Below are 22515 nucleotides of genomic sequence, written 5' to 3' on the forward strand. Positions count from 1 at the left end.
AAGACCCAGGATGCGCCGCTGCATGCAGCGACGCCGCTGCGCTTATGGCCGCCATTGCGGTGTACCCGACACGTCGTTCGGCCCAGACGTGCCTAAAACCGCTGTTGGCACGCCGCAACCACGCCGATCGCGCGCAAGTCATGACGCAGTGCAGATTGGCCTGCTGCGCCGGCTCGGCTACATTGCAAACGTTTTCCTGGAACACTGGACCGCTGGATGCCCCGCTTCACCCGCCTGGCCCTGAGCCTGTTGCTGCTGACCACCGCCCCCGCCGCACTGGCCGCCGAACCGCTGACCACCCGGGCCGAGCGCAGCGGGTTTGCGCAGACCGGACGCTACGAGGAAGTCATCGCGCTTTGCGATGCCTTTGCGCAGCGCTACCCGCAGGCGGTGCGCTGCATCGAGTTCGGCACCACCCCGGAAGGCCGGCCGATGAAGGCGCTGATCGTCTCCACCAGCGGCGCACTGGATACCGACAGCGCTGCGCAACGCAAGTTGCCGGTGGTGCTGGTGCAAGGCGGCATCCATGCCGGCGAGATCGACGGCAAGGACGCGGGCTTCCTGGCGCTGCGCGAATTGCTGGACGGAAAAACCGGCAAAGGCGTACTGGACAAGCTGGTCTGGGTATTCGTGCCGGTGTTCAACGTCGACGGCCACGAGCGCTTCGGCGCCTGGAACCGCCCCAATCAACGCGGCCCCGAACAGATGGGCTGGCGCACCACCGCGCAGAACCTCAATCTCAATCGCGACTACCTCAAGGCCGACGCGCCGGAAATGCAGGCGATGCTGCGGCTGGTGCAGCAATGGGATCCGCTGATGTACGTGGACCTGCACGTCACCGATGGCGCCAAGTTCGAGCACGACGTGTCGGTGCAGGTGGAGCCCGTGCACGCCGGCGATGCCACGCTGCAACGCGACGGCACGCGCTGGCGCGATGCGGTGATTGCCGACCTCGCCGCACAGGGCTCGCTGCCGTTGCCGTATTACCCCTCGTTCGTGCACGAGGACGACCCGACATCGGGCTTTGCCGACGACGTGTCGCCGCCGCGTTTTTCGCACGGCTATTTCCTGCTGCGCAACCGCTTCGGCATGCTGGTGGAAACGCATTCGTGGAAGACCTACCCGGTGCGCGTACGCGTCACCCGCAATGCGATCGTGTCGGTGCTGCAGCAGGCCGCGCGCAACGGCGCCAGGTGGCGCGCCGATGCGCTGGCGGCCGATCAGCGTGCGACCAGGCTGGCTGGCGAGATCGAGCCGTTGAGCTTCGCTGCCGGCCCGGCCGCACGCACCGTTGCCTTCCGTGGCTACGCCTACACGCGCACGCCCTCGCCGATTTCCGGTGCGTTGATGACGCGCTACGACGAGACCAGACCACAGATCTGGAAGGTACCGTTACGCGATCAGATCAAGCCGGATGTGGTGGTCGATGCGCCCCGCGGCGGCTATCTGGTGCCTGCCGCGCAAGCGGCCCTGGTGGCGGAGAAACTGCGCCTGCACGGCATCGCCTTCGACACCCTCGCCACCACTGCCGCCCATCCGGTGCAGAGCTTCCATGCCGACAAGGCGACGTTTGCCGCGCGCTCCAACGAAGGCCACCAGAACCTGGAGATCGCCGGGCAGTGGCGCGATGAAACCCGCACCGTGCCGGCAGGCTCCTTGTTCGTGCCGATCGCCCAGGCCAGGTCGCGCCTGGTGATGGCGATTCTGGAACCGCAGGCGCCGGATTCGCTGCTGCAATGGGGCCTGTTCAACACCGCATTCGAGCGCAAGGAATACATGGAGGATTACGTCGCCGAAGAGGTGGCGCGCGACCTGCTAGAACGCGACCCGGCAGTGAAGGCGCAATTCGAACAACGCCTGGCCAGCGATGCCGCCTTCGCGGCCGACCCGAAGGCACGCCTGGAATTCTTCGCTCGCCTGCATTCCTCCTGGGACGAGCGCTACCGCCTGTACCCAGTGTTACGCACGGCACAGACGCAGTTCTGAGCCGGCGCCCGCTTCCGGCAGGTACCTGATTCGGCGCACGCGCGCGCCTTTCGAACGCGGGCACTGCGGTGCCCTCCCCTGATTGCAACCGCACCACAAGGACCACCCGTGCCACAGCTCGATATGAAACCGTTTACACACTCCAGGCCACGCCGTCTCGCGCTGGCCATCGCCCTTGGCGTCGGCACCGCGTTTGCCGCCCCGCTCGGCGCACAGACCGCCGCTGCAGCGCAGCCGTGGATGGACACCGCGCTGACCGCGGACCAGCGCGCCGATCGTCTGCTCGCGCAGATGAGCGAGGAGGAAAAATTCCAGATGCTGCGCAGCTACTTCGGCCTGGGCACCGACAAGATTCCCAAGCCCGAGGGCGCGCTGGGTTCGGCCGGCTATGTCCCCGGCGTCCCACGGCTGGGCATCCCGGCGCAGCAACTGGCCGATGCCGGCGTGGGCGTGACCAATCCCGGCGGCATCCGCAAGGGCGACTTCGCCACCGCGATGCCGTCCGGCCCGTCGGCCGCCTCGAGCTGGAATCCGCAGCTGGCCTATGCCGGCGGCAAGACCATGGGCCGCGAATCCTGGCAGCAGGGCTTCAACGTGCTGCTGGCCGGCAGCGTCAACCTGCAGCGCGACCCACGCAACGGACGCAATTTCGAATATGCCGGCGAAGACCCGCTGCTGGCCGGCACCATGGTCGGCGAGTCTATCCGCGGCGTGCAGAGCGAGCATGTGCTGTCAACGATGAAGCACTACGCGCTCAACGACATGGAGACGCGACGCAATTTCCACAGCGCCGAGATCGGCGAGCAGGCGATGCACGAATCGGATTTGCTGGCGTTCGAGATCGCGTTGAAAATCGGCGACCCGGCCTCGGTGATGTGCTCCTACAACAAGATCAATGGCATCTACGGCTGCGAGCACGATTACCTGCTCAACCAGGTACTCAAGCAGGAATGGAAATACCCCGGCTACGTGATGTCCGACTGGGGCGGCGTGCACAGCGGCTCCAAGGCGGCCCTGGCCGGACTCGATCAGCAATCGGCTGGCGAAGTGTTCGACGCGGCGGTGTTCTTCGACGCACCGTTGCGCATGGCGGTGTCGGCCGGCGTGGTGCCGCGCGCGCGCTTCGACGACATGGTCAAGCGCGTGCTGCGCAGCCTGTTCGCGCATGGCGCGTTCGATCATCCCACCCAGCGCCAGCCGATCGACGGCAAGGCCGGGCAGCTGTCCGCGCAGCATGTTGCCGAGGAAGGCAGCGTGCTGCTGCGTAACGAGCAGGCTACCTTGCCGCTATCCAAGGACGTGCGCCGCATCGCGGTGATCGGTGGGTATGCCGACAAGGGCGTGATGTCCGGCGGCGGTTCCTCGCGTGTGGACTACACCATCAACGGTGGCAACGCCGTACCCGGCCTCAATCCGACCACCTGGCCCGGCCCGGTGATCATCCATCCGTCCTCGCCGCTGCAGGCATTGCGCGCCGCGTTGCCGAACGTGCAGATCGATTATGTCGACGGCAAGGACCGCGCTGCCGCGGCACGCGCGGCCAAGGCCGCCGATGTGGCGATCGTGTTCGCCACCCAATGGTCGGCCGAATCGGTGGACCTGCCGGACATGCAATTGCCCGACAACCAGGATGCCTTGATCGAGGCGGTGGCCAAGGCCAACCCCAAGACCACCGTGGTGCTGGAAACCAACGGCCCGGTGCGCATGCCCTGGGCCGAGCGCGTGCCGGCGGTATTGCAGGCGTGGTATCCGGGCATCGGCGGCGGCGAGGCGATCGCCAACCTGCTGACCGGTGCGGTCAATCCGTCCGGCCATCTGCCGGTGACCTGGCCGGTGGACGAATCGCAGCTGCCGCGTCCCTCGATCCCGGGCCTGGGCTTCAAGCCGGCCAAGCCGGGCGAAGACAGCATCGACTACGCCATCGAAGGCGCCAACGTCGGCTACAAGTGGTTCGCCGCGCGCAAGCTGACCCCGCGTTATGCGTTCGGCCATGGCCTGTCGTACACGCAGTTCCGCATGGGCGGGCTGCGCGTGGAAGCCAACGGCAGCCAGCTCACGGCGAACTTCGAGGTGGAAAACATCGGCCAGCGCGAAGGCGCCGCCGTGCCGCAGCTCTACGTCACCCTGCCCGACGGCCATGCCACCCCGCTGCGCCTGATCGGCTGGCAGAAGCTCACGCTCAAGCCGGGCGAAAAGCGCACCGTGCAGGTGATCGCCGAACCCAGGACGCTGGCCGACTTCGATGCCAAGGCCCGTCACTGGACGATTGCCGCGGGCACCTATCGCGTGCAGCTGGCGCGTTCGGCAAGCGAACCGGTGCAGAGTGCAGAGGTCAGCCTGCAGGCGGCGCAGCTGCCGTGATCCGGTGTCGTGGCGGGCATGCATTACGCGTGTCCGCCACGCCGTCTTCTCACGTCGCCGGCAAGCACCGGCCACCACGAAAAATTTGTGCCGGATGCGTTGACAGCGTCGCGCGCAACTTGCACAATTCGCCTCCTGAGTCGCCCAGGTGGCGGAATTGGTAGACGCACTAGCTTCAGGTGCTAGCGGGGGCAACTTCGTGGAGGTTCGAGTCCTCTCCTGGGCACCATGACTCACGGTAGATCGTAAAAAACCCCGCTCAGGCGGGGTTTTTTGCGTCTGGGCCATACGATTGCACGATGGTGTGCGGCATCGGTGATGTCTGCAGATCGGCAGCGTTGCCAGGATGCGGCGCCGGTGACTTTCGACACGCGACCAGCTATTGCTGCTGTGGCGACCCTGCGCAACGCCTCCACGACGGCAGCAGGCCCCATGCGCATCCTCCTCTGGCTTGCCCTGCTTCCGGCCGTTGTCAGTCCGCATGCACGGGCACAGCAGACCAACAAACACGATGCCCCGTACCATCGCGCGCAGGTGTCTTCGCAGCAATGCGGTCTCGGCACGCCGTTCAACGTGCTCGCCGACAGCGGCGGCATCTGGCTTTATCGCGACAGCGGTTGGCCACGCGAAATTTTCTTCCACGGCGGCGAACTGAGCATCGACCACAAGCTGCAGCAGACCAGCACGGCCGATGCACGACGCCTCTGGGAGATGGAACAACGCACCCGCGCATTGATGCCGCAGGTTGCCGGCATTGCCTATCAGGTGATCGACCTCAGTTACGACGCGCTCGGCGGTGTCATCGAGGTCATGACAGGCAGTGCGCTCAACGCCCGCAAGATCGAACGGCTGCGCAAACGCGCACGCGCGTATGTCGACGGCACCCTGGGCAAGGGGCGTTGGGAGCAGAAGGCCTTCGACGGCAACTTCGCAAATTACGTCGAACACGAAGCCGAGCAATTCAAGGGCAGCATCGCGCGCCACATGCTCTGGCAGATCGTCACCGGGCGTTCGGACGGAATCGACAAACGCGCCCAACAGATGGAGGGCCAACTGGATGCAAGGCAGGATACCCAGGCGTCCACCATCGAGGCCAGTGCCAATGCGCTGTGCACCCAGGTGCAAGCACTGCGTCAGTTAGAGGACGCGCTCGAGTTCCGTTACCAGGGCAAGCGGCTGCAACTGCTCGCACCCCTGCAGGACGACACGCCGCGCCATGACACCGAACGGGCTGAACCGAAGCCCGACAGCGGCGATGCGCCACCGAACCGGGCAGTCAAGCTGCAACCAGCAACAAACAGCTGAGACCTCACGCCCTCGGTCGGATCATTGTTCCTCGGGCGGGGCGGCCATGCCCTTGATGCTCTGCCGGATGGTGCTCGAACGGGCGAGATCTCCGCTTGCCTCATACGCCTCGGCAAGGCTGTCCAGCGCATTGCGGGACGCCGGAAACAGCAACACATTGAGCGCGAACACACGAATCGCCGCATCTGCGCCGAGATTGGACAGAACGGTGTAGCCAGTCGCGTTGACCACAGCCTCGAGTTGATCGAGGGGGATGCTCCCGTCGACACGCAGTGCATCGGCCAACAACTGCGTGTCGTGATCGACAGGCGACTGCAGCGCGAAGGCGATGAGCTTCTCCGACAAGGCTTCGGCGGGAAACGTCTGTGGCGCGATGGTGGCCATGATGCTGTCGACCAGCACCCGGGACCACACCCCGCGCGTGCTGCCATTGGTCAGGTAAACGATGGTGTAGCTATCGCCATCCAGGGCATCGGCGAACAGCAGGCGCACCCTCACCCGCGCGCCGCCATCATGACCGACGTGCCGATAGGCACCACTTGCGCCAACCTCCCAGCCGCTGGCAAACCAGCCGCGCTGCCCGTTGGTCAGCAGCTGCGGTTGCCAGAGCTGCCGCAGGGCTGGCTTGCCGACCAACTTTCCATCTCGCATCGCTTCGATGAACGTCGCCAGATCGTCGATGCTGGCGTACAGCTCGGCATGCCCGAGGGCGTAATCGGGCCAGGCGATCTCCTGCTGTTTCTGCAGTTTTCCGTCCTTGCCAACGTAGGCGTTGACGACTGCATCAGCCGGCAATCGGGAGCGTCCGAGAAAGGTATGCGCCAGCTTCAACGGCTCGAGGATCCGCTCGGACACGATCTGCGAATACGGCTTGCGGTAATGCGCCTGGAGCAGTTGCGACAGCACCAGATAGTTGGTGTTGATGTAGCGCGTGTTGCTACCGGGTGGAAAAAGCAACGGTTGACTGCCCAGCGCTGCAAAGACAGCGTGCGCAGTTGCAGGAAATGAGGCGTTTGCCTCCGGCGAGCCGCTCATCTGCGCCTCGGTGAAATACTCGGGCAACCCGGAGGTGTGGTTGAGCAGCTGACGCACCGTGATCTTGCTCCAGCGCCGCGGCAGATCTGGCAGGTAGACCCGGGCCGGTCGGTCAAGATCGATCCGCCCGGCCTCGACCAACTGCATGATCAAGGTGCTCACCAGCAGCTTGCTCACCGAAAACACAGGAAATATCTGCTCAGGCGTGAGCGGCTGCTGGCTATCGAGATCGGCAAGTCCATCGCCACCGCGAAACAGCACCTTGCCATTGTGGGAGACGTACGCAGCCTGCCCTACGATGCCGTAGCGCTGCCGATTGAGCTGCATCTGCCGCGTCACCTTGTCGCTCGATTCATCGGCCAAGGCGATCAACGGCAACCACAGCGACAGAAGGAGCACAGTCTGCAGCACACGCCCAATTGCCGGCGCTGCATGCGGTAACTCACGATGACGCTGGGCCTCTCGATTCAGCGTGAGCCGGCCTTGGCGCTGCATCGTATGCATGAGGCAGAAGGACTGCGGTAAACCGGTCGTTGAAGGCGTCACTGCCATTGAACTGCTCCCACTTGGAGAGCGTCAGTCTAGAGCGTGTTGACAGGCACAGCACGATTGTTAGAGCGACTCACAAACCGTAGCGAGCACCCGACTGGTGGGGGGTGAGCGCAGGGGTTTTGTCAGCTACCTTTTTTGGATGCAGTCAGAAGCCCACGTCAAATACTGCGTCGGTCAAGGCTGCAGCGCCCTCACCGCTCCAAACGGTTTGCTGGTTGCTTTGCAAAGCGCTACGCACACCGACCATCTCGACTGGCTCTTGCCCGCCCACCGTCGCGGGACCTTACGCGGCATGGATGCCGCGTAAGAGCCTACATGGACGTACTTGCGGCGTGTCCCGCGATGGTGGGCGGGCAAGGGCCCTGCAGCCAAGTCGCAGATCATCCGCTCTGCACTAGACCGGCATGAAGTCGTTGTCTTAGCCGATGTTAGAGCGGCCAAGCGCCTTGTCAGCCGGCGCCTACTAGTGCCCACCAGCCGCCGCTGCGCCGCCCGCGCCTGCACCGAACGGCGGCTTGGCCAGCCACAGGAAGAAGATGATCGCCAGGAACGTCCAGCCGAGCAGGTAGAAGATGTCGTTGAAGCCCATCTGCGAGGCCTGGTGATTGATCATGTTGTTGAGCGATGCCGCGCCGTGTTGCAGGTCGCCCTGCCCCATCGCGGTGACCTGCTCCTGCATGCCCGGGGTGTACACCGAGATATGTTCGGTGATGTGCGCGTGGTGCACCTGGGTGCGGCGTGCCCACAGATAGGTGGTCAACGATGCGGCAAAGCTGCCGCCCAGAGTACGCAGGAAGGTGGCCAGGCCGGAACCTGCCGCGATCTCGCGACCGTCCAGGTCAGAGAGCAGGATCTGCAGCACCGGCATGAAGAACAAGGCCACACCCACACCCATTACCAGCTGCACGGTGGCCACATGGCCGAAGTCCACCTGCAGGTTGAAGTTGGAGCGCAGGAAGCTGGTGAACGACAGGAAGATGAAGGCGACGGTGGCGAGCATGCGCAGGTCGAAACGCAGCGCGTACTTGCCCACGAATGGTGTCATCAGCACTGGCAGGATACCGATCGGCGCGGTGGCAAGGCCGGCCCAGATCGCGGTGTAGCCCATGTCGCGTTGCAGCCATTGCGGGATCAGCAGGCTCACGCTGAAAAACGCCGCATAGGCCACCACCATCGCCAGCGTGCCGGCGCGGAAGTTGCGATGCCGGAACAGCTTGAGATCGACGATGGGATCATTGTCGGTGAGTTCCCAGATCACGAACACCACCAGCGCCACTGCAGCGACGCAGGCCAGCACCACGATCTTGTCGGAGGAGAACCAGTCCTCGTCGTTGCCCAGGTCCAGCACCAGTTGCAGCGCGCCCACGCCGACCACCAGCAGGATCAGGCCGATGTAGTCCATGCGCGGCTTTTCCAGCTGCTCGGGGCGATGGCGCAACTGCGAGCCGACGATGCTGCTGGCGATGATGCCCAGCGGCACGTTGATCAGGAAGATCCATTCCCAGCTGTAGTTGTCGGTGATCCAGCCACCCAGGATCGGGCCGGCGATCGGTGCCACCACCGTGATCATCGCCAACAAGGCGAGTGCCTGCCCGCGTTTTTCGCGTGGGTAGATCGACACCAGCAGGCTCTGGGTGATCGGGTACATCGGCCCGGCAACGAACCCCTGCAGCGCGCGCGACACCACCAGCATGCCCATGCTCTGGGCCAGGCCGCACAGCAACGAGGCCACGGTAAAAGCCAGCGTCGACCACACGAACAACTTGGTCTCGCCGAAGCGGCGGCTCAGCCAGCCGGTCAGCGGCAGGGCGATCGCAGTGCTGACCGCGAACGAGGTGATGACCCAGGTGGCCTGCTGCGAACTGGCGCCGAGATTGCCGGCGATGGTCGGCAACGAGACGTTGGCGATGGTGGTGTCCAGCACCTGCATAAACGAGGCCATCGCCAGGCCCACGGTGCACAGCGCCACGCTCGCCGGACGAAAGCCGGTGGCGGGCGCAGGTGCCGAGGGACCGCCTGGCGCGACGGGAGCTTGCGAAGACATGCTGGCTCAGCCCGCCTTGGACGCAGCCTGCGCAGGCAGGTTGTCCTGGATGATGCGTTGGATATCCGCGTCGGCGGCCTGCAACTGCTGCGCATACACGTCGGTGGAGAACACCGCGCCATTGGCGAACTTGGTCGGCAACACGCTGCCCTGCTGGTCGTGCAGGTTGACATCGACCTTCATCGACAAACCGATGCGCAGCGGATTGCCGGCCAGTTGCTTGGCATCCACCGCAATGCGCACCGGCACGCGCTGGACGATCTTGATCCAGTTGCCGCTGGCGTTTTGCGCCGGCAACAGCGAGAACGCGCTGCCGGTGCCCAGGCCCAGGCTTTCGATGCGGCCGGTGTAGTTCACGCCGCCACCGTACAGATCCGAATGCAGTTCCACTTCCTGGCCCAGGCGCATGTGCTTGAGCTGGGTTTCCTTGAAGTTGGCTTCCACCCACACCTGCTCCAGCGGCACCACCGCCATCAGCACGCTGCCGGGCTGCACACGCTGGCCCAGCTGCGCCGAACGACGCGCCACGTAACCGGACACCGGTGCAATCACCCCGGTGCGGGCGTGGTTGAGATAGGCCTGACGCAGCTGCGCGGCGGCCGTCTGCACGTCCGGCTGATTGGCCACCGCACTGTCGTCCACCAGGGCGCGGTTGCGTTCGAAGCTCACGCGCGAACCGCTCACCGCCGCTTCGGCAGTGGCCAGTTCCTCGCGGGCATGCGCCAATTCTTCGTTGGAGATCGCGCCGCTGGCGGCCAGATCCCTGCGGCGTGCGAAGTCGGCACGTGCGCTGCGCAAGCTCACCTCGCGCGAGGACAGTTCGGCCTGCGCGCCTTCCACGCTGCGGTACAGACCACGCACCTGACGCACGATCTTGGCCAGATTGGCTTCGGCCTGCTGCAACGCGACCGCGGTGTCGGCCGGGTCCAGCTGCGCCAGTAACTGGCCGCGCTCCACGCGCATGCCGTCTTCGGCGCCGATGCTGACCACGGTGCCGCCCACCATCGGGGTGATCTGCACCTGGTTGCCCTGTACATACGCGTCGTCGGTGTCCTCATGCCAGCGGCCGACCAGGAAGTACCACACCACAAGACCGATGATCGCCAGGATCACCGCAATGGCCACGATGCGCAGCGCCGCACGGCGCCTGCTGGGCACGGCCGGCGCAGGGGGGGAAGAAGTTGGAGTCGTCTGGCTCATCGTCGCTGTCTCAGGAATTCGGTTGTGCGTAAGTGGTCGCGGCGTGTGCGGTATCGCGCGCAGGTTCCGGCGTGAATCCGCCGCCCAAGGCACGCTGCAACCTCACCGAGGCCAACAATTGTTGCGATTGCAGGCTGGCCATGCGCTGGCGTGCGAGCAGCAATTGCTCCTGCACGCTGAGCACTTCCAGATAGCTGCCGATACCGGCGCGGTAGCGCTGCTGCGCGAGCTCGAAGGCGGCAGTCACGGTCTGCACGGCGTCGTCCTGCGCGCGTGCACGCTGCTCCAGCGAACGCACGGCGTTGACCTGGTCGGCCACCTCGCGCAGGGCGTCGAGTACCTTCTGGTTGTAGTCGGCCACCGCCAGGTCGTACTGCGCATCGCTGCCGGCCAGATTGGCGCGCAGCTTGCCGCCATCGAAAATCGGCAGGCTCAGCGCCGGCGCAACCACGCCAAATACCGAGGCACTTTCCAGCAACTGGCCGACATCGCGATTCACCACCCCGCCCAGCGCAGTAATGTTGAAGCTGGGGTAGAAGCGGGTCTTGGCGGCGGCGATGTCCTGATCGGAGGCTTCCACGCGCCAGCGCGCGGCGACCACATCGGGGCGGCGACCCAGCAGGTCGGCTGGCAGGTTGCTCGGCAACTGCGTGGCCATTGCCGCCCTCAGCGTCGGGCGCGCGATCTCCAGCCCGCGATCCGGCCCCTGCCCGGCCAGCGCGGCCAGGGCGTTGCGCGCCTCGTCGATCTGCTGCTGCACGGACTGCAGCTGCTGCTGCGCCGACGGTACACGGGCCTGCGCCTGGCGCACCTGCAGATCGCTGTCGATGCCGGCGCCGCGGCGTTGCCGGGTGAGCTCCAGAGTCTTCTGCACGCGGGTCAGCTCATCGTTGGCCACGTCGTGCAGGCGCCATGCGTAGTCGAGCTGCGCATAAGCTTCGGCGATCGCCGCCGACAGGTTCAGGCGTGCCGCCTGTGCGTCCACATCGGCCGCATGCGCCTGGTCCACCGCCGCTTCCCAGGCGGCGCGCTTGCCGCCCCACAGGTCCACGCCATAGCGGAAGTCCAGCACCAGTTGGCCGTTGCCGCCGAACTTGCCGCCGCGCTCCTCGCCTACCATCGATTCGGGCAATTGCACGCCCGCATAGCCGCCGGACACCGACAGGCTGGGGCCGCGATCGGCCTGCGCGCTACCGATGCGTGCCTGCGCCTGACGCAGGCGCGCATCGGCCGCCGCCAGGCTGGGACTGCGCTGCAGCCCTTCGGCAATCAGCGTGTTCAATTGCGAATCGCCCAGGGCGCGCCACCAATCGCTGGTCGGCCAGGCGGCCGTGCTCAGGGTGGCCTGGGCGAGGGTGCGCTCGGCATGCAGCGCGGCCGGCTCCAGCACGGCGCCGTGCGGGGCAAGCCCGCGGCTGCTGGCGCAGGCGGCCAGCGCCAGCGTCAGTGCAGTGAGGACGAGCGGCCGCGCAAGCTGCGTGGACCGCAGGCGCAGCATCTGGATCGGGGAACTAGCAGCGTTCATGAGTTGAGTGCATCGCGGACACGGATGAGGAGAGAGGTGAGTTGTTCGCGCTCGGGCGGAGACAGATCGCGCAAGCCATGTTCGATGGCGCGTTCGCCACGCAGCTTCAGGCGTTCCCACAGCGCCACGCCCTGGTCGGTCATGACGATCTGCAGCGCGCGCCGGTCCTGCGCATGCGGCTCGCGTCGCACCGCGCCAAACGCTTCGAGCTTGTCGAGCAGGCGGGTGACCGCGCTCGGGGTCTGGTCCAGCGCCAGCGCCAGTTCGTTGGCCGTGCAGGGCGAACGCACCGCCAGAATCTTCAGACCGACATAGTGGCTGAAGCCGAAGTCCGGCAGCTCGCCCTTCATTTCGGCTTCGAGCTGCCGCATCAGCGCATCGCGCACCTGACGCAACAGCAGGCCAAACGATGGCGAGGCGGAGGAGAGGTCATTCATGGCAGGCCATTTTCTTCCGAAAAATATATTTGTCAACGCAAATATTTCTAACGGGATTAAACCGCCAGCAAGGATCGCTACCTTACGTGCCTACGCCGCTGGCCTGGTAATACAATTGCGCCAATGACTGTCGAAAACCCGCCAACCACGGTCGATGCATTCCCACCCGGCGTGCGGGACAGCTTCGAATGGGCCGATGGACCGGAGGTGATCGCATTCCTGGCCGACCTGCGCGCGGTATGGGCGCCGGAGACCGTTCGGCATGCGCATGTCCGCGGGCAGCTGATGTATGTGGAGCACGGCGTGCTGACGGTGCACACCGAACAGGGAACCCTGTCGCTACCGCCGGGCTGCGCCGGCTGGATGCCGCCCGGGCAGCAGCACACGGTGGAGCTGGCCGGACCGCTGCGCGGCTGGGGTGTGGTGGTCCGGCCGGACGCCTGTGCTGCGCTGCCTGCGCAAGGCGGGGTGATCCGCCTGACCGGGCTCGCCCGCGAGGCGATCATGCGCGCAGCCGACTGGCCGCCGGGTCAGCCGCTGGACCCCACCCGGCAACGCCTGGCCGCGGTACTGCTGGACGAACTGCACCAGGTGCAGATCGACCACCTGCACCTGCCGATGCCGGCCGACCGGCGGCTGCTGCGCATCGCCCGGCAGTTGCTCGATACCCCGGCCGACCCGCGCCCGCTGGACGCCTGGGCCGACTGGGGCGGGCTGTCGGCGCGCAGCCTGAGCCGGCATTTCCGCAGCGAGACCGGGCTGAGTTTCGCGCAATGGCGGCAGCAGGCCCGGCTGGCGGAGGCGCTGCGGCGGCTCAGCCAGGGCAGTCCGGTCGCCCGGGTCGCCGACCAGCTCGGATACAGCAGCCCCAGCGCCTTCGTCAGCGTGTTCCACCGCCATTTCGGCGCTCCACCCACGCGGTATCTGGCCGGCGCGCATGCGCGCGGCTTGGCATCCCCGGCCGCATCCGGATAATCGGCGCTCTTCGAGCGCGCGCCACGGCGCGGGCTCCTCTTTCGTAGGACCTGGCTTTACATGACCGATTTGACCCGCCCCACCTTCCACGGCTTCGAGCAGCTGCCGCTGCGCGAGTACGCCGAACGCGCCTATCTCGACTATTCGATGTACGTGGTGCTCGACCGCGCCCTGCCGTTCCTCGGGGATGGCCTGAAGCCGGTGCAGCGGCGCATCATCTTCGCGATGAGCGAGCTGGGCCTGAATGCCGCTGCCAAGCCGAAGAAATCCGCGCGCACCGTGGGCGATGTGATCGGCAAGTACCATCCGCACGGCGACAGCGCCTGCTACGAAGCGCTGGTGCTGATGGCGCAGCCGTTCTCGTATCGCTACCCGCTGATCGAGGGCCAGGGCAACTTCGGCTCCACCGACGACCCCAAGTCGTTCGCGGCAATGCGCTACACCGAATCCAAGCTGACCCCGATCGCCGAGGTGCTGCTAGGCGAAATCGGCCAGGGCACCACCGATTGGGCGCCCAACTTCGACGGCACCCTGGAAGAGCCGACCTGGCTGCCGGCGCGCCTGCCGCACCTGCTGCTCAACGGCACCACCGGCATCGCGGTGGGCATGGCCACCGACGTGCCGCCGCACAACCTCAACGAGATCGTCAGCGCGCTGCTGCGCCTGCTCGACAACCCCGATGCCACGGTCGCCGAGCTGTGCGAACACGTGCTTGGCCCGGACTACCCGACCACCGCCGAGATCATCACCCCGGCGGCCGATCTGCGCGCAATCTACGAGACCGGCCATGGCAGCGTGCGCGCACGCGCCACCTACAAGAAAGAACACGCCAACATCGTCATCGATGCGTTGCCGTACCAGGTCTCGCCGTCCAAGGTGATCGAGCAGATCGCCCAGCAGATGCGCGCCAAGAAGCTGCCGTGGCTGGAAGACATCCGCGACGAGTCCGACCACACCAGCCCGGTGCGGGTGGTGCTGGTGCCGCGCTCCAACCGTGTCGATGCCGAGCAGCTGATGGGACACCTGTTCGTCACCACCGACCTTGAGCGCAGCTACCGCGTCAATCTCAACGTGATCGGCCTGGACGGCCGCCCGCAGGTGAAGAATCTGCGCCAGTTGCTGAGCGAGTGGCTGACCTTCCGCAGCGACACCGTCACCCGCCGCCTCAACCATCGCCTGCAGAAGGTCGAGCGCCGCCTGCACCTGTTGGAAGGGTTGTTGATCGCCTTCCTCAACCTGGACGAAGTGATCCGCATCGTCCGCAGCGAGGACGAACCCAAGCCGGTGTTGATCGCGCGCTTCGCACTCAGCGAAGAGCAGGCCGAATACATCCTGGAAACCAAGCTGCGCCAGCTAGCACGCCTGGAAGAAATGAAGATCCGCGGCGAGCAGGAAGCACTGGCCAAGGAACGCGCGCAGTTGATGGCGATCCTGGAAAGTAAGACCAAGCTGAAGAAGCTGATCAAGGACGAACTGACCGCCGACGCCAAGAAGTTCGGCGACGCACGCCGCTCGCCGCTGGTACAGCGTGGCGCGGCGCAGGCGATCGACGAAACCGAGATGGTCGCCAGCGAACCGATGACCGTGGTGCTGTCGGAAAAGGGCTGGGTACGCGCGGCCAAGGGCCATGAGGTCGACCCGGCCGGCATGTCCTACCGCGAAGGCGACAGCCTGCTGGCAGCGGTGCGCAGCCGCAGCACGCATCAGGTGGCGTTCCTGGATTCGGAAGGGCGCGCCTATTCGACCGCGGTGCACACCCTGCCCTCGGCACGCGGCAATGGCGAACCGTTGACCGGGCGTTTCTCGCCGGCCTCGGGCGCGGCGTTCCAGGTCATGGCCAGCGCCGACAACGCCACCCGCTTCGTGCTGGCGTCCTCGCACGGCTACGGCTTCGTCACCCGCTTCGAAAACCTCACCGGCCGCAACAAGGCCGGCAAGGCGATGCTCAACCTGACCACCGGCGCACATGTGCTGACGCCTGCGCAGGTGACCAATCCGCAGAGCGACCGCATCGTCGCCGTCACCAGTGCCGGCAATCTGCTGGCGGTGACCGCCAGCGACGTGCCCGAGCTGGACAAGGGCAAAGGCAACAAGATCATCGACATCCCCAAGGCCAAGCTCGGCACCGAGCGTGTGGTCGCGGTGGTGGCGGTGGCACCAGGCAACACGCTGCTGGTGCGCAGCGGTGCACGCACCATGAGCCTGTCGTTCAAGGATCTGGATCCCTATGTGGGCGCGCGCGCAAGTCGCGGGGCGTTGTTGCCGCGAGGGTGGCAGAAGGTGGACGGGTTGGAAGTGCAGTAACGGCTGTTCACCCAAGCGCCGCGCGGCGGCGCGTTGGCCGTGCGGTTGTGAGCGACCCACAAAACTACCGCCAGCTGGATGCTGCCGGCTTTAGGGCATCGCGCCCTCGGGCAGCTTGGCTTGCAACGGCGAGGCTACGCTGAAGCGCAAGCTCTGCATTGCCTTGAGAAGTAATCGAGCGGTGCGGATGCGTCGGTTGTAGAGCGAGAGATCTGCGGATTTGCTGCAGGGCCCTTGCCCGCCCACCATCGCAGCACACGCCGCAAGTACGTCCGTGTAGGCGCTTACGCGGCATCCATGCCGCGTAAGGTCCCGCGACGGTGGGCGGACAAGGACCGGTCGAAATGGTCGGCGTGCGTGGGTGTGTGCAGTGCATGTCGCGCGGCGGTGCGGTGTGGTCTGAGCGGTTCCTTTCGATCTGCAGTGTGAGTGCCATTGGCTGCATCACGGCACTCGTCAACGCAAACCAACAAGACAACATCATGGACACAGATTTCTGGCTGCAGCGTTGGCAGAACGGTCAGACCGGCTTCCATCAGGACCAGGTGATGCCGCTGCTGCAAAAGCACTGGCCGGCGTTGCAGGTGCCGAAGGCTGCCCGCGTGCTGGTGCCGCTGTGCGGCAAGACGCTGGACCTGCACTGGCTGGCCGCACAAGGTCATCGCGTGCTCGGCGTGGAGATATCGCCGCTGGCGGTGGCGCAATTCTTCGCTGATGCCGGTTTGCGACCGCAACGACACAGCAGCCGCGCAGGCGAGCACTTTATCGCCGGCCCGATCGAAATCATCTGCGGCGACGCGTTTGCACTGGAGCCAAGCGTGCTGGCCGATTGCAGCGCCGTCTACGATCGCGCCGCATTGATCGCCCTGCCTGCCGGCTTGCGCCAACAGTTTCTGCACACCACGTACGCGCGCCTGCCTGCGGGATGCCGCGGTCTGTTGATCACCCTGTAATACCCGCAGGCCGAAAGGGCCGGACCGCCGTTTTCGGTGGACGCCACCGAGATACACAAACTGTTCGACACGCATTGGCAGGTGCAGCAACTGGAACACCGCGACATTCTCGATCAGGAGCCGCGCTTCCGTGCCGACGGTGTCACTGCCCTGTCGACCGGCATCTATCGCCTGCAACGCAACTGACCGTCGCGGGCGAACGTTCTCATCGGCGATCGCTGCCAACGCCCCAGTCGGGCGCCGCAGGCGTTGCACAAGCAGCGCATCGCGCGCCGATCAGCACCGCGCGGCGTTGCGCCACGCGATGGTTCGCACCACAGCGCAAGGCGCCAAGTAACACCGCCGCAAACCGCCGGCCGCTGATGCAGGCCCCGCAGCAACGACGATGCCCCGCGCGGCATCTGCCGATGGCAAATCTGCGCTGCGCCCGCTCAGCGGCTGCGCAACATCCAGTCGCCGGGCTCAGCCGGCGACATGGCCCTTGTCGATCTTCGAGGTCTGATACAGCTCCAGACCGATCCGCCTGATCAGGCCAAGCTGCTGCTCCAGCCACCAGGCGTGGTCTTCTTCGGTGTCCTGCAGTTGCTTGAGCAGGATGTCGCGGCTGACGTAGTCGCCATGCCCCTCGCACAGCTTCATGCCGGCGGCGAGATTGGCGCGCACTTCGTACTCCACGACCAGATCGCGCTCGAGCATTTCCACCACGGTCTTGCCCGGATCGAACTCGGCCGGCCGCATGTCCGGGTCGCCTTCCAGGAACAGGATGCGCCGCAGCAGCGCGTCGGCGTGCTCGGTCTCCTCTTCCATTTCGTGGTTGATGCGCTCGTACAGCGCCATCAGGCCCTGGTCCTCGTAGCGGCGCGAGTGCAGGAAATACTGGTCGCGTGCGGCCAGTTCGCCGCGCAGCAGCTGTTTGAGATAGTCGACGACTTCGGGATGGCCTTTCATGATGTGCTCCAGCGACGCAATCTGCGCATGGTGCCCTAAGCCGCGCAGCAATGATCTAATCGGAATCACTTTCAGTTGCGCTTGCGGCCAGACCCGCCACGGTCATGGCCAGCCGCCACACCGTGACCGAACTCAAGGACTCGACAATGCGCAAATGGCTGGGCCGGCTGCTGCTGGCAACCGTGGTGTTGGTCGTGGCGGCCCTGTTGGCCGTGTATCTGTCGATGCGTGGCAGCCTGCCGCAGCTGGACGGCAACAGTACCCTTGATGGGCTGGTGGCACCGGTCAGCGTGCAACGCGACCGGCGTGGCGTGGTCACCATCGATGCGGCCAGCCAGGTCGATGCCATGCGCGCACTCGGCTACGTGCACGCGCAGGAGCGCTACTTCGAGATGGACCTGATGCGCCGCGCACCGGCCGGCGAATTGTCCGAGCTGTTCGGCGCTGCGGCGCTGGATCTGGACAAACGCAATCGCGTGCACCGCCTGCGCGCCCGCGTGCATGCCAGCCTGGATGTCGCCGCCGGCAGCCAGCGCGCGGCGCTGCAGGCCTACACCGAGGGCGTCAATGCAGGGCTGGCCGCCCTGCGCGTGCGTCCGTGGCCGTACCTGTTGCTGCGGCAGACACCGCGCGCGTGGACGCTGGACGACTCCATCCTCACCGGCATGGCGATGTATGCCGACCTGCAGGACAACGACAACCAGACCGAACTGGCGGCCGCACGCATCCGCGCGGTAGTGCCGGCGGCACTGGCGGCATTGCTCGACCATCAAGGTTCCAGTTGGGATGCCCCGCTGTTCGGCCCAGCCCAAGGCGATGCCGTGCTGCCTGACCCCACCGCACTGGATCTGCGCCGCCTGCCGCATCCAGCCACCGCTCCGGGCACCGAGCCGCCGACGCCGGGCAGCAACAACTTCGCCGTGGACGGCAGCCTCACCAGCGACGGCCGCGCCATCGTCGCCGACGACATGCACCTGGGCCTGCGCGCGCCCAATATCTGGTTCCGCGCACGCCTGCGTTACCCGGACACCAGCGCGCCCGACGGCAAGGTGGATGTCACCGGTTTCACCCTGCCCGGCTTGCCGGCGGTGGTGGTCGGCAGCAACGGGCATGTGGCCTGGGCCTTTACCAACAGCTACATCGACACCGCCGACTTTGCGCGGATTGCGCCGTCTACGCCGGGTCATCCGCAAACGCTCACCACCCATGTCGAAACCATTCGCGTGGCCGGCGCCGCGCCGGTGCGTTTTGCGGTGCGCGAGAGCGCCTGGGGACCGATCCTGCACGACAACCCCGATGGCAGCCTGCTCGCGCTGCGCTGGGCCGCGCAGCTGCCCGGCGCGAGCCGGCTGGACTTTGCGCAGATGAGTACGGCGGCCGATGTGCAGGCCGCCTTTGCAGTGGCCGATCGCTCGGGCATTCCGGCACAGAACCTGTTGCTGGCCGATCGCAGCGGGCGCATCGCCTGGCGGTTGATCGGTGCGCGCCCGGTACGCAATGCCGGCTGTGGCCCGGGCGGCATCGCCGAACTGGCAAGCTCGGCGCAGGGTGCGGACGCGGCATCGCCTTCGCCTACGGCAACGGCGGCGCCAGCGCCGGGCGGCTGCCTGCCCTGGCCGGTGCGCAGCGACGCTGCTCCCGCCCTGATCGATCCTCCGTCGCACCGGCTCTGGACCGCCAACAGCCGCGTCGTCGATGCGCAGCAGTTGGCCACGCTCGGCAATGCCGGCTACGACCTGGGTGCGCGTGCGCAGCAGATCCGCGACGACTTGTTCGCCAGGCAGCGCTTCAACGAGCTGGACCTGCTCGCCATCCAGCTCGACGATCGCGCCGTGCTGCTCACGCGGTGGTGGCAGTTGTTGCGCAGCGTGGTCGAGCACAGCAAGGACCCGGCCTTGCAGCAGATCGAAGCCGCCACCCGGCAGTGGGACGGGCACGCATCCACCCGCTCGGCCAGCTATCGCATCGTGCGCGGCTTTCGCGGCATGACCATCGACGCAGTGGAAGCCGGCCTGCTGGCGCCGGCAAAAGCCGCGCTTGGCAAGGACTTCCTGCCGCCGCGTCGCGCCCAGCTGGAAGGCATCGTCTGGCCGTTGCTGCAGCAGCGCCCGGCGCATCTGCTGCCGCCCGCCTATGCGAGCTGGGATCAGCTGCTTGCCGAGGCTGCACGCAATGCGCAGACGGATCTCGCTGCGCAGGACGGCGCCTTGAGCGAACGTACCTGGGGCGAACGCAACACCGCCGCCATCTGCCACCCGATCGCGCGGGCATTGCCTGCGCTTGCAAAGCGCTGGCTGTGCATGCCGCCCGACCAACTGCCAGGCGATCGCGACATGCCACGCGTGCAAGGCCCGGCCTTCGGTGCCTCCGAACGCATGGTGGTGTCGCCCGGCCACGAACAGGACGGCATCGTGCACATGCCGGGCGGCCAGAGCGGACACCCGTTGTCGCCGTTCTGGGGTGCAGGGCACGACGACTGGGTGCACGGCCGGCCGGCCCCATTTCTGCCGACCGCTACCCGCTACACGCTGCGCCTGCAGCCGAAATAGGCGTGGTCATTGCTGTCTCGCCTGTCGATGCAGGTTTCTGCGTCTGCCTTTTGCAGATCGCCCCCGCACCTCGCTCATCTCATCCGCGCAACCACACCCGCCCACCGACCTGTCGAATGAAGCGAGCCCAGCATGCTAAGATGCATTTGATAACCATTCCCATTAGTGACCGATGCGCCCCACGCTCCTTGTCACCGCGCTTGCCGCTTCTCTGGCTTTACCGTCGCCCCGCGCCTTCGCTCAACAACACGCCAGCACCCCCACAGCGGTCACCGACCTGGATGGCGTCGACGTCGTCGGCCGTGCGCAGACGTTGTACAAATCCGACGATGCTGCGGTGGCCACACGCACCGATACGCCGTTGTCGCTGGTGCCGCAGTCGGTACAGGTGCTGCCGCGCGAACTGATCGACGACCAGGCCGCGCGCCAGATCACCGATCTGTATCGCAGCATCAGCGGCATCAGCTTCTTCAGCTATGCCGGCGTGACCCTGCGCGGCTTCCGCCAGGAGAACGTGCTGTATGACGGATTGCGTGGCGATCCGTATGCCGGCTTCTCGGTGCCGCAGCTGTTCAATATCGAACGCGTGGAAGTGCTCAAGGGCCCGGCCGGTGCGTTGTATGGCGGCGGCGAACCCGGCGGTGTGATCAATTACGTCACCCGCAAACCCGGCCATCAGACCGCGCGTCGGGTGGAGCTGCAGGTGGGCAATCAATCCTTCGGTGCGGCCTCGTTCGAAGCCACCGGGCCGGCACGCGAAGACGGACGCATTCGCTACCGCATCGGCGCCTACGCCGATGGCGAGGATGGCTTTCGCCGCAACACCGATAGCCAGAGCCAGATCGGCGATGCGTCAGTGGCGTTCGACATTGGCCAGACAGGCGAGCTCACGCTGCAATACACCGACATCACCCAGAACCTTGGCGGCAATCGCCTGCGCGGCGTGCCGGTGGACGACGACGGCAACTTCCTCACCGACCGTCGCTGGAACCACAACGAGCCCACCGATTTCCTCGACATGCGCGCCAAGGTGACGTTCGCGCAGTACCGCTTTGCACCGTCGGATGCGTGGGACGTGGACATGGCGATGCGCTGGTTCAAGAACGACGAGCATCAGATCTATCACGAGCCGATGGGCCTGATCGACCGCGATGGCGACGGCACCGCCGAATGGATGACGCGGCAGCTGCGCAATCAGTTCCGCGATAACGATGCGATCTCCGGCAACGTCAACGCGGTGTTCCGCACCCGCATCGGCGCGATCGAGCACAAGCTGCTGATGGGCGCGGACTACTATCGGCTGGACGCGGATTTCCGCGCGCAGACCGCCAATACCGCCGACACCGGCCGCGTGCGCGGGCCGGTGCCGGGCATTGATTTGTTCAACCCGGTGTATGGCCGCAGCGGCTTCTACGACTACGGTCTGGACGGCCTGCCCTGGCGCGCCACCAGCACACGCAGCCAGCGCTACGGCGCGTATCTTCAGGACGAACTCACGCTGACGCCGCGCTGGTTTGCGATGGCCGGACTGCGTTGGGACGGCTTCAAGGACGACAACCGTCTGGACGGCTCGCGCGTCACCGGCAACGATCTCAGCTGGCGTGTGGGCAGCACGTTCGTGCTGCGCGATGGCATCAACGCGTACGCAAGTTATGCCAGCGGCTTTCTGCCGCAGGATGCGGCCAATCAGGACAGCAGCGTCGGCGGGCCGTTCGATCCCGAGCGCAGCACGCAGTGGGAAGTGGGTCTGAAAACCGCGCTCAGCGATGGCGGGCTGACGCTCAACACCGCGCTGTATCGCATCGAACGCAGCAACATCGTGCAGGCCAACGGCCGTGTCGTCGATGGCGTCAACCAGCTCTCCGCGCTCGGTCTGGTACGCAGCGAAGGCCTGGAAGTGGATCTGCTGGCCGACCTCACCGAACGCTGGGTGCTCAACCTGACCTACGCCTACAACGATGCACGCGTGCTCGATGCGGGCACCAACGGCATCACCAATGCGTCCGGCGACCGCTTCGCCAATGCACCGCGCAACACTTTCGGTCTGTGGACACGTTACGACCTGCCGGCCTGGAACTCGGCGATTGCCTTCGGTGCGGACTACGTAGGCGAGCGGCTCAGCCTGGAAGGTCAGCGCGTCAAGCCGTACGCCATCTTCGACATCAGCTGGCAGACGCAGTGGGACGCCTGGAAGCTGCAGGTCAACGTCAAGAACCTGTTCGACCGGGTCTATGCCGTCAGCGGGTTCACCGAGCGCACCGGTCACTTTCCTGGCGAACCGCGCCGCGTCTACGCGCAGCTGGCCTACAGTTTCTAGCGTGGCGAACGGGCGCCTGCCCAG

Annotated in this window: 13 protein-coding genes, 1 tRNA gene and 1 pseudogene; 9 read left to right on the top strand and 6 right to left on the bottom strand. The window is 66.0% G+C overall.

The genetic code is table 11. The features are described from left to right. The first annotated feature begins 216 nt into the window (after positions 1-216). From XarjCFBP7645_RS14490 to XarjCFBP7645_RS14505, 4 genes are all read left to right on the top strand, one after another. On the top strand, positions 217-1986 hold the full coding sequence (locus tag XarjCFBP7645_RS14490) for a M14 family metallopeptidase (RefSeq protein WP_104538087.1): 1770 nt from the start codon (positions 217-219) through the stop codon (positions 1984-1986). A 123-nt stretch (positions 1987-2109) separates the two neighbouring features. Further along, positions 2110-4347, top strand: coding sequence for a beta-glucosidase family protein (locus tag XarjCFBP7645_RS14495; protein WP_104538088.1), 2238 nt, complete (start codon positions 2110-2112; stop codon positions 4345-4347). Positions 4348-4489: 142 nt separating this feature from the next. Further along, positions 4490-4576 (top strand) — tRNA-Leu (locus XarjCFBP7645_RS14500). 203 nt (positions 4577-4779) lie between these two features. Then, entirely contained in the window at positions 4780-5652 is an 873-nt protein-coding gene (locus tag XarjCFBP7645_RS14505; protein ID WP_104538089.1) for a DUF2884 family protein, read from the top strand. A 21-nt stretch (positions 5653-5673) separates the two neighbouring features. On the opposite strand, the gene XarjCFBP7645_RS14510 is transcribed toward XarjCFBP7645_RS14505, so the two are convergent. From XarjCFBP7645_RS14510 to XarjCFBP7645_RS14535, 5 genes are all read right to left on the bottom strand, one after another. Next, positions 5674-7239: a serine hydrolase domain-containing protein gene (locus XarjCFBP7645_RS14510; RefSeq protein WP_258079565.1), complete on the bottom strand. Its 1566-nt coding sequence runs from the start codon at positions 7237-7239 to the stop codon at positions 5674-5676. A 463-nt stretch (positions 7240-7702) separates the two neighbouring features. Continuing rightward, positions 7703-9283, bottom strand: coding sequence for a DHA2 family efflux MFS transporter permease subunit (locus tag XarjCFBP7645_RS14520; protein WP_104538092.1), 1581 nt, complete (start codon positions 9281-9283; stop codon positions 7703-7705). Positions 9284-9289: 6 nt separating this feature from the next. Further along, on the bottom strand, positions 9290-10483 hold the full coding sequence (locus XarjCFBP7645_RS14525) for an efflux RND transporter periplasmic adaptor subunit (protein WP_104538093.1): 1194 nt from the start codon (positions 10481-10483) through the stop codon (positions 9290-9292). 10 nt (positions 10484-10493) lie between these two features. Then, positions 10494-11981: an efflux transporter outer membrane subunit gene (locus XarjCFBP7645_RS14530; protein WP_181126401.1), complete on the bottom strand. Its 1488-nt coding sequence runs from the start codon at positions 11979-11981 to the stop codon at positions 10494-10496. A gap of 23 nt (positions 11982-12004) precedes the next feature. Then, the gene (locus XarjCFBP7645_RS14535) at positions 12005-12445 is read right to left on the bottom strand and encodes a MarR family winged helix-turn-helix transcriptional regulator (RefSeq protein WP_104538095.1); all 441 of its coding nucleotides are present in this window, start codon (positions 12443-12445) and stop codon (positions 12005-12007) included. A gap of 123 nt (positions 12446-12568) precedes the next feature. Here XarjCFBP7645_RS14535 and XarjCFBP7645_RS14540 point away from each other — a divergent pair, with 123 nt between their 5' ends. The 3 genes and pseudogenes from XarjCFBP7645_RS14540 to XarjCFBP7645_RS14550 all read left to right on the top strand — a co-directional run bounded on the left by XarjCFBP7645_RS14540 (position 12569) and on the right by XarjCFBP7645_RS14550 (position 16863). Continuing rightward, complete coding sequence (locus tag XarjCFBP7645_RS14540) at positions 12569-13420, top strand: AraC family transcriptional regulator (RefSeq protein ID WP_104538096.1); 852 nt, start codon at positions 12569-12571, stop codon at positions 13418-13420. Between the two features lie 60 nt (positions 13421-13480). Continuing rightward, a complete protein-coding gene (parC, locus tag XarjCFBP7645_RS14545) occupies positions 13481-15724 on the top strand; it encodes a DNA topoisomerase IV subunit A (RefSeq protein WP_104538097.1) in 2244 nt (747 codons plus the stop codon). A gap of 482 nt (positions 15725-16206) precedes the next feature. After that, a pseudogene (locus XarjCFBP7645_RS14550) lies at positions 16207-16863 on the top strand (thiopurine S-methyltransferase). Between the two features lie 276 nt (positions 16864-17139). On the opposite strand, the gene bfr reads toward XarjCFBP7645_RS14550, so the two are convergent. Continuing rightward, positions 17140-17625: a bacterioferritin gene (bfr, locus tag XarjCFBP7645_RS14555; RefSeq protein WP_146096346.1), complete on the bottom strand. Its 486-nt coding sequence runs from the start codon at positions 17623-17625 to the stop codon at positions 17140-17142. 146 nt (positions 17626-17771) lie between these two features. Here bfr and XarjCFBP7645_RS14560 point away from each other — a divergent pair, with 146 nt between their 5' ends. Together XarjCFBP7645_RS14560 and XarjCFBP7645_RS14565 are read left to right on the top strand one after the other, a co-directional pair. Continuing rightward, positions 17772-20174 carry a penicillin acylase family protein gene (locus XarjCFBP7645_RS14560; protein WP_181126402.1) on the top strand — a complete coding sequence of 801 codons (2403 nt, stop codon included), beginning with the start codon at positions 17772-17774 and terminating at the stop codon, positions 20172-20174. A 172-nt stretch (positions 20175-20346) separates the two neighbouring features. After that, positions 20347-22491, top strand: a complete 2145-nt coding sequence (locus XarjCFBP7645_RS14565; RefSeq protein ID WP_104538100.1) for a TonB-dependent siderophore receptor — start codon at positions 20347-20349, stop codon at positions 22489-22491. The last annotated feature ends 24 nt before the right edge of the window (positions 22492-22515 follow it).

Source organism: Xanthomonas arboricola, assembly GCF_002940665.1.
Classification (GTDB): domain Bacteria; phylum Pseudomonadota; class Gammaproteobacteria; order Xanthomonadales; family Xanthomonadaceae; genus Xanthomonas; species Xanthomonas arboricola_B.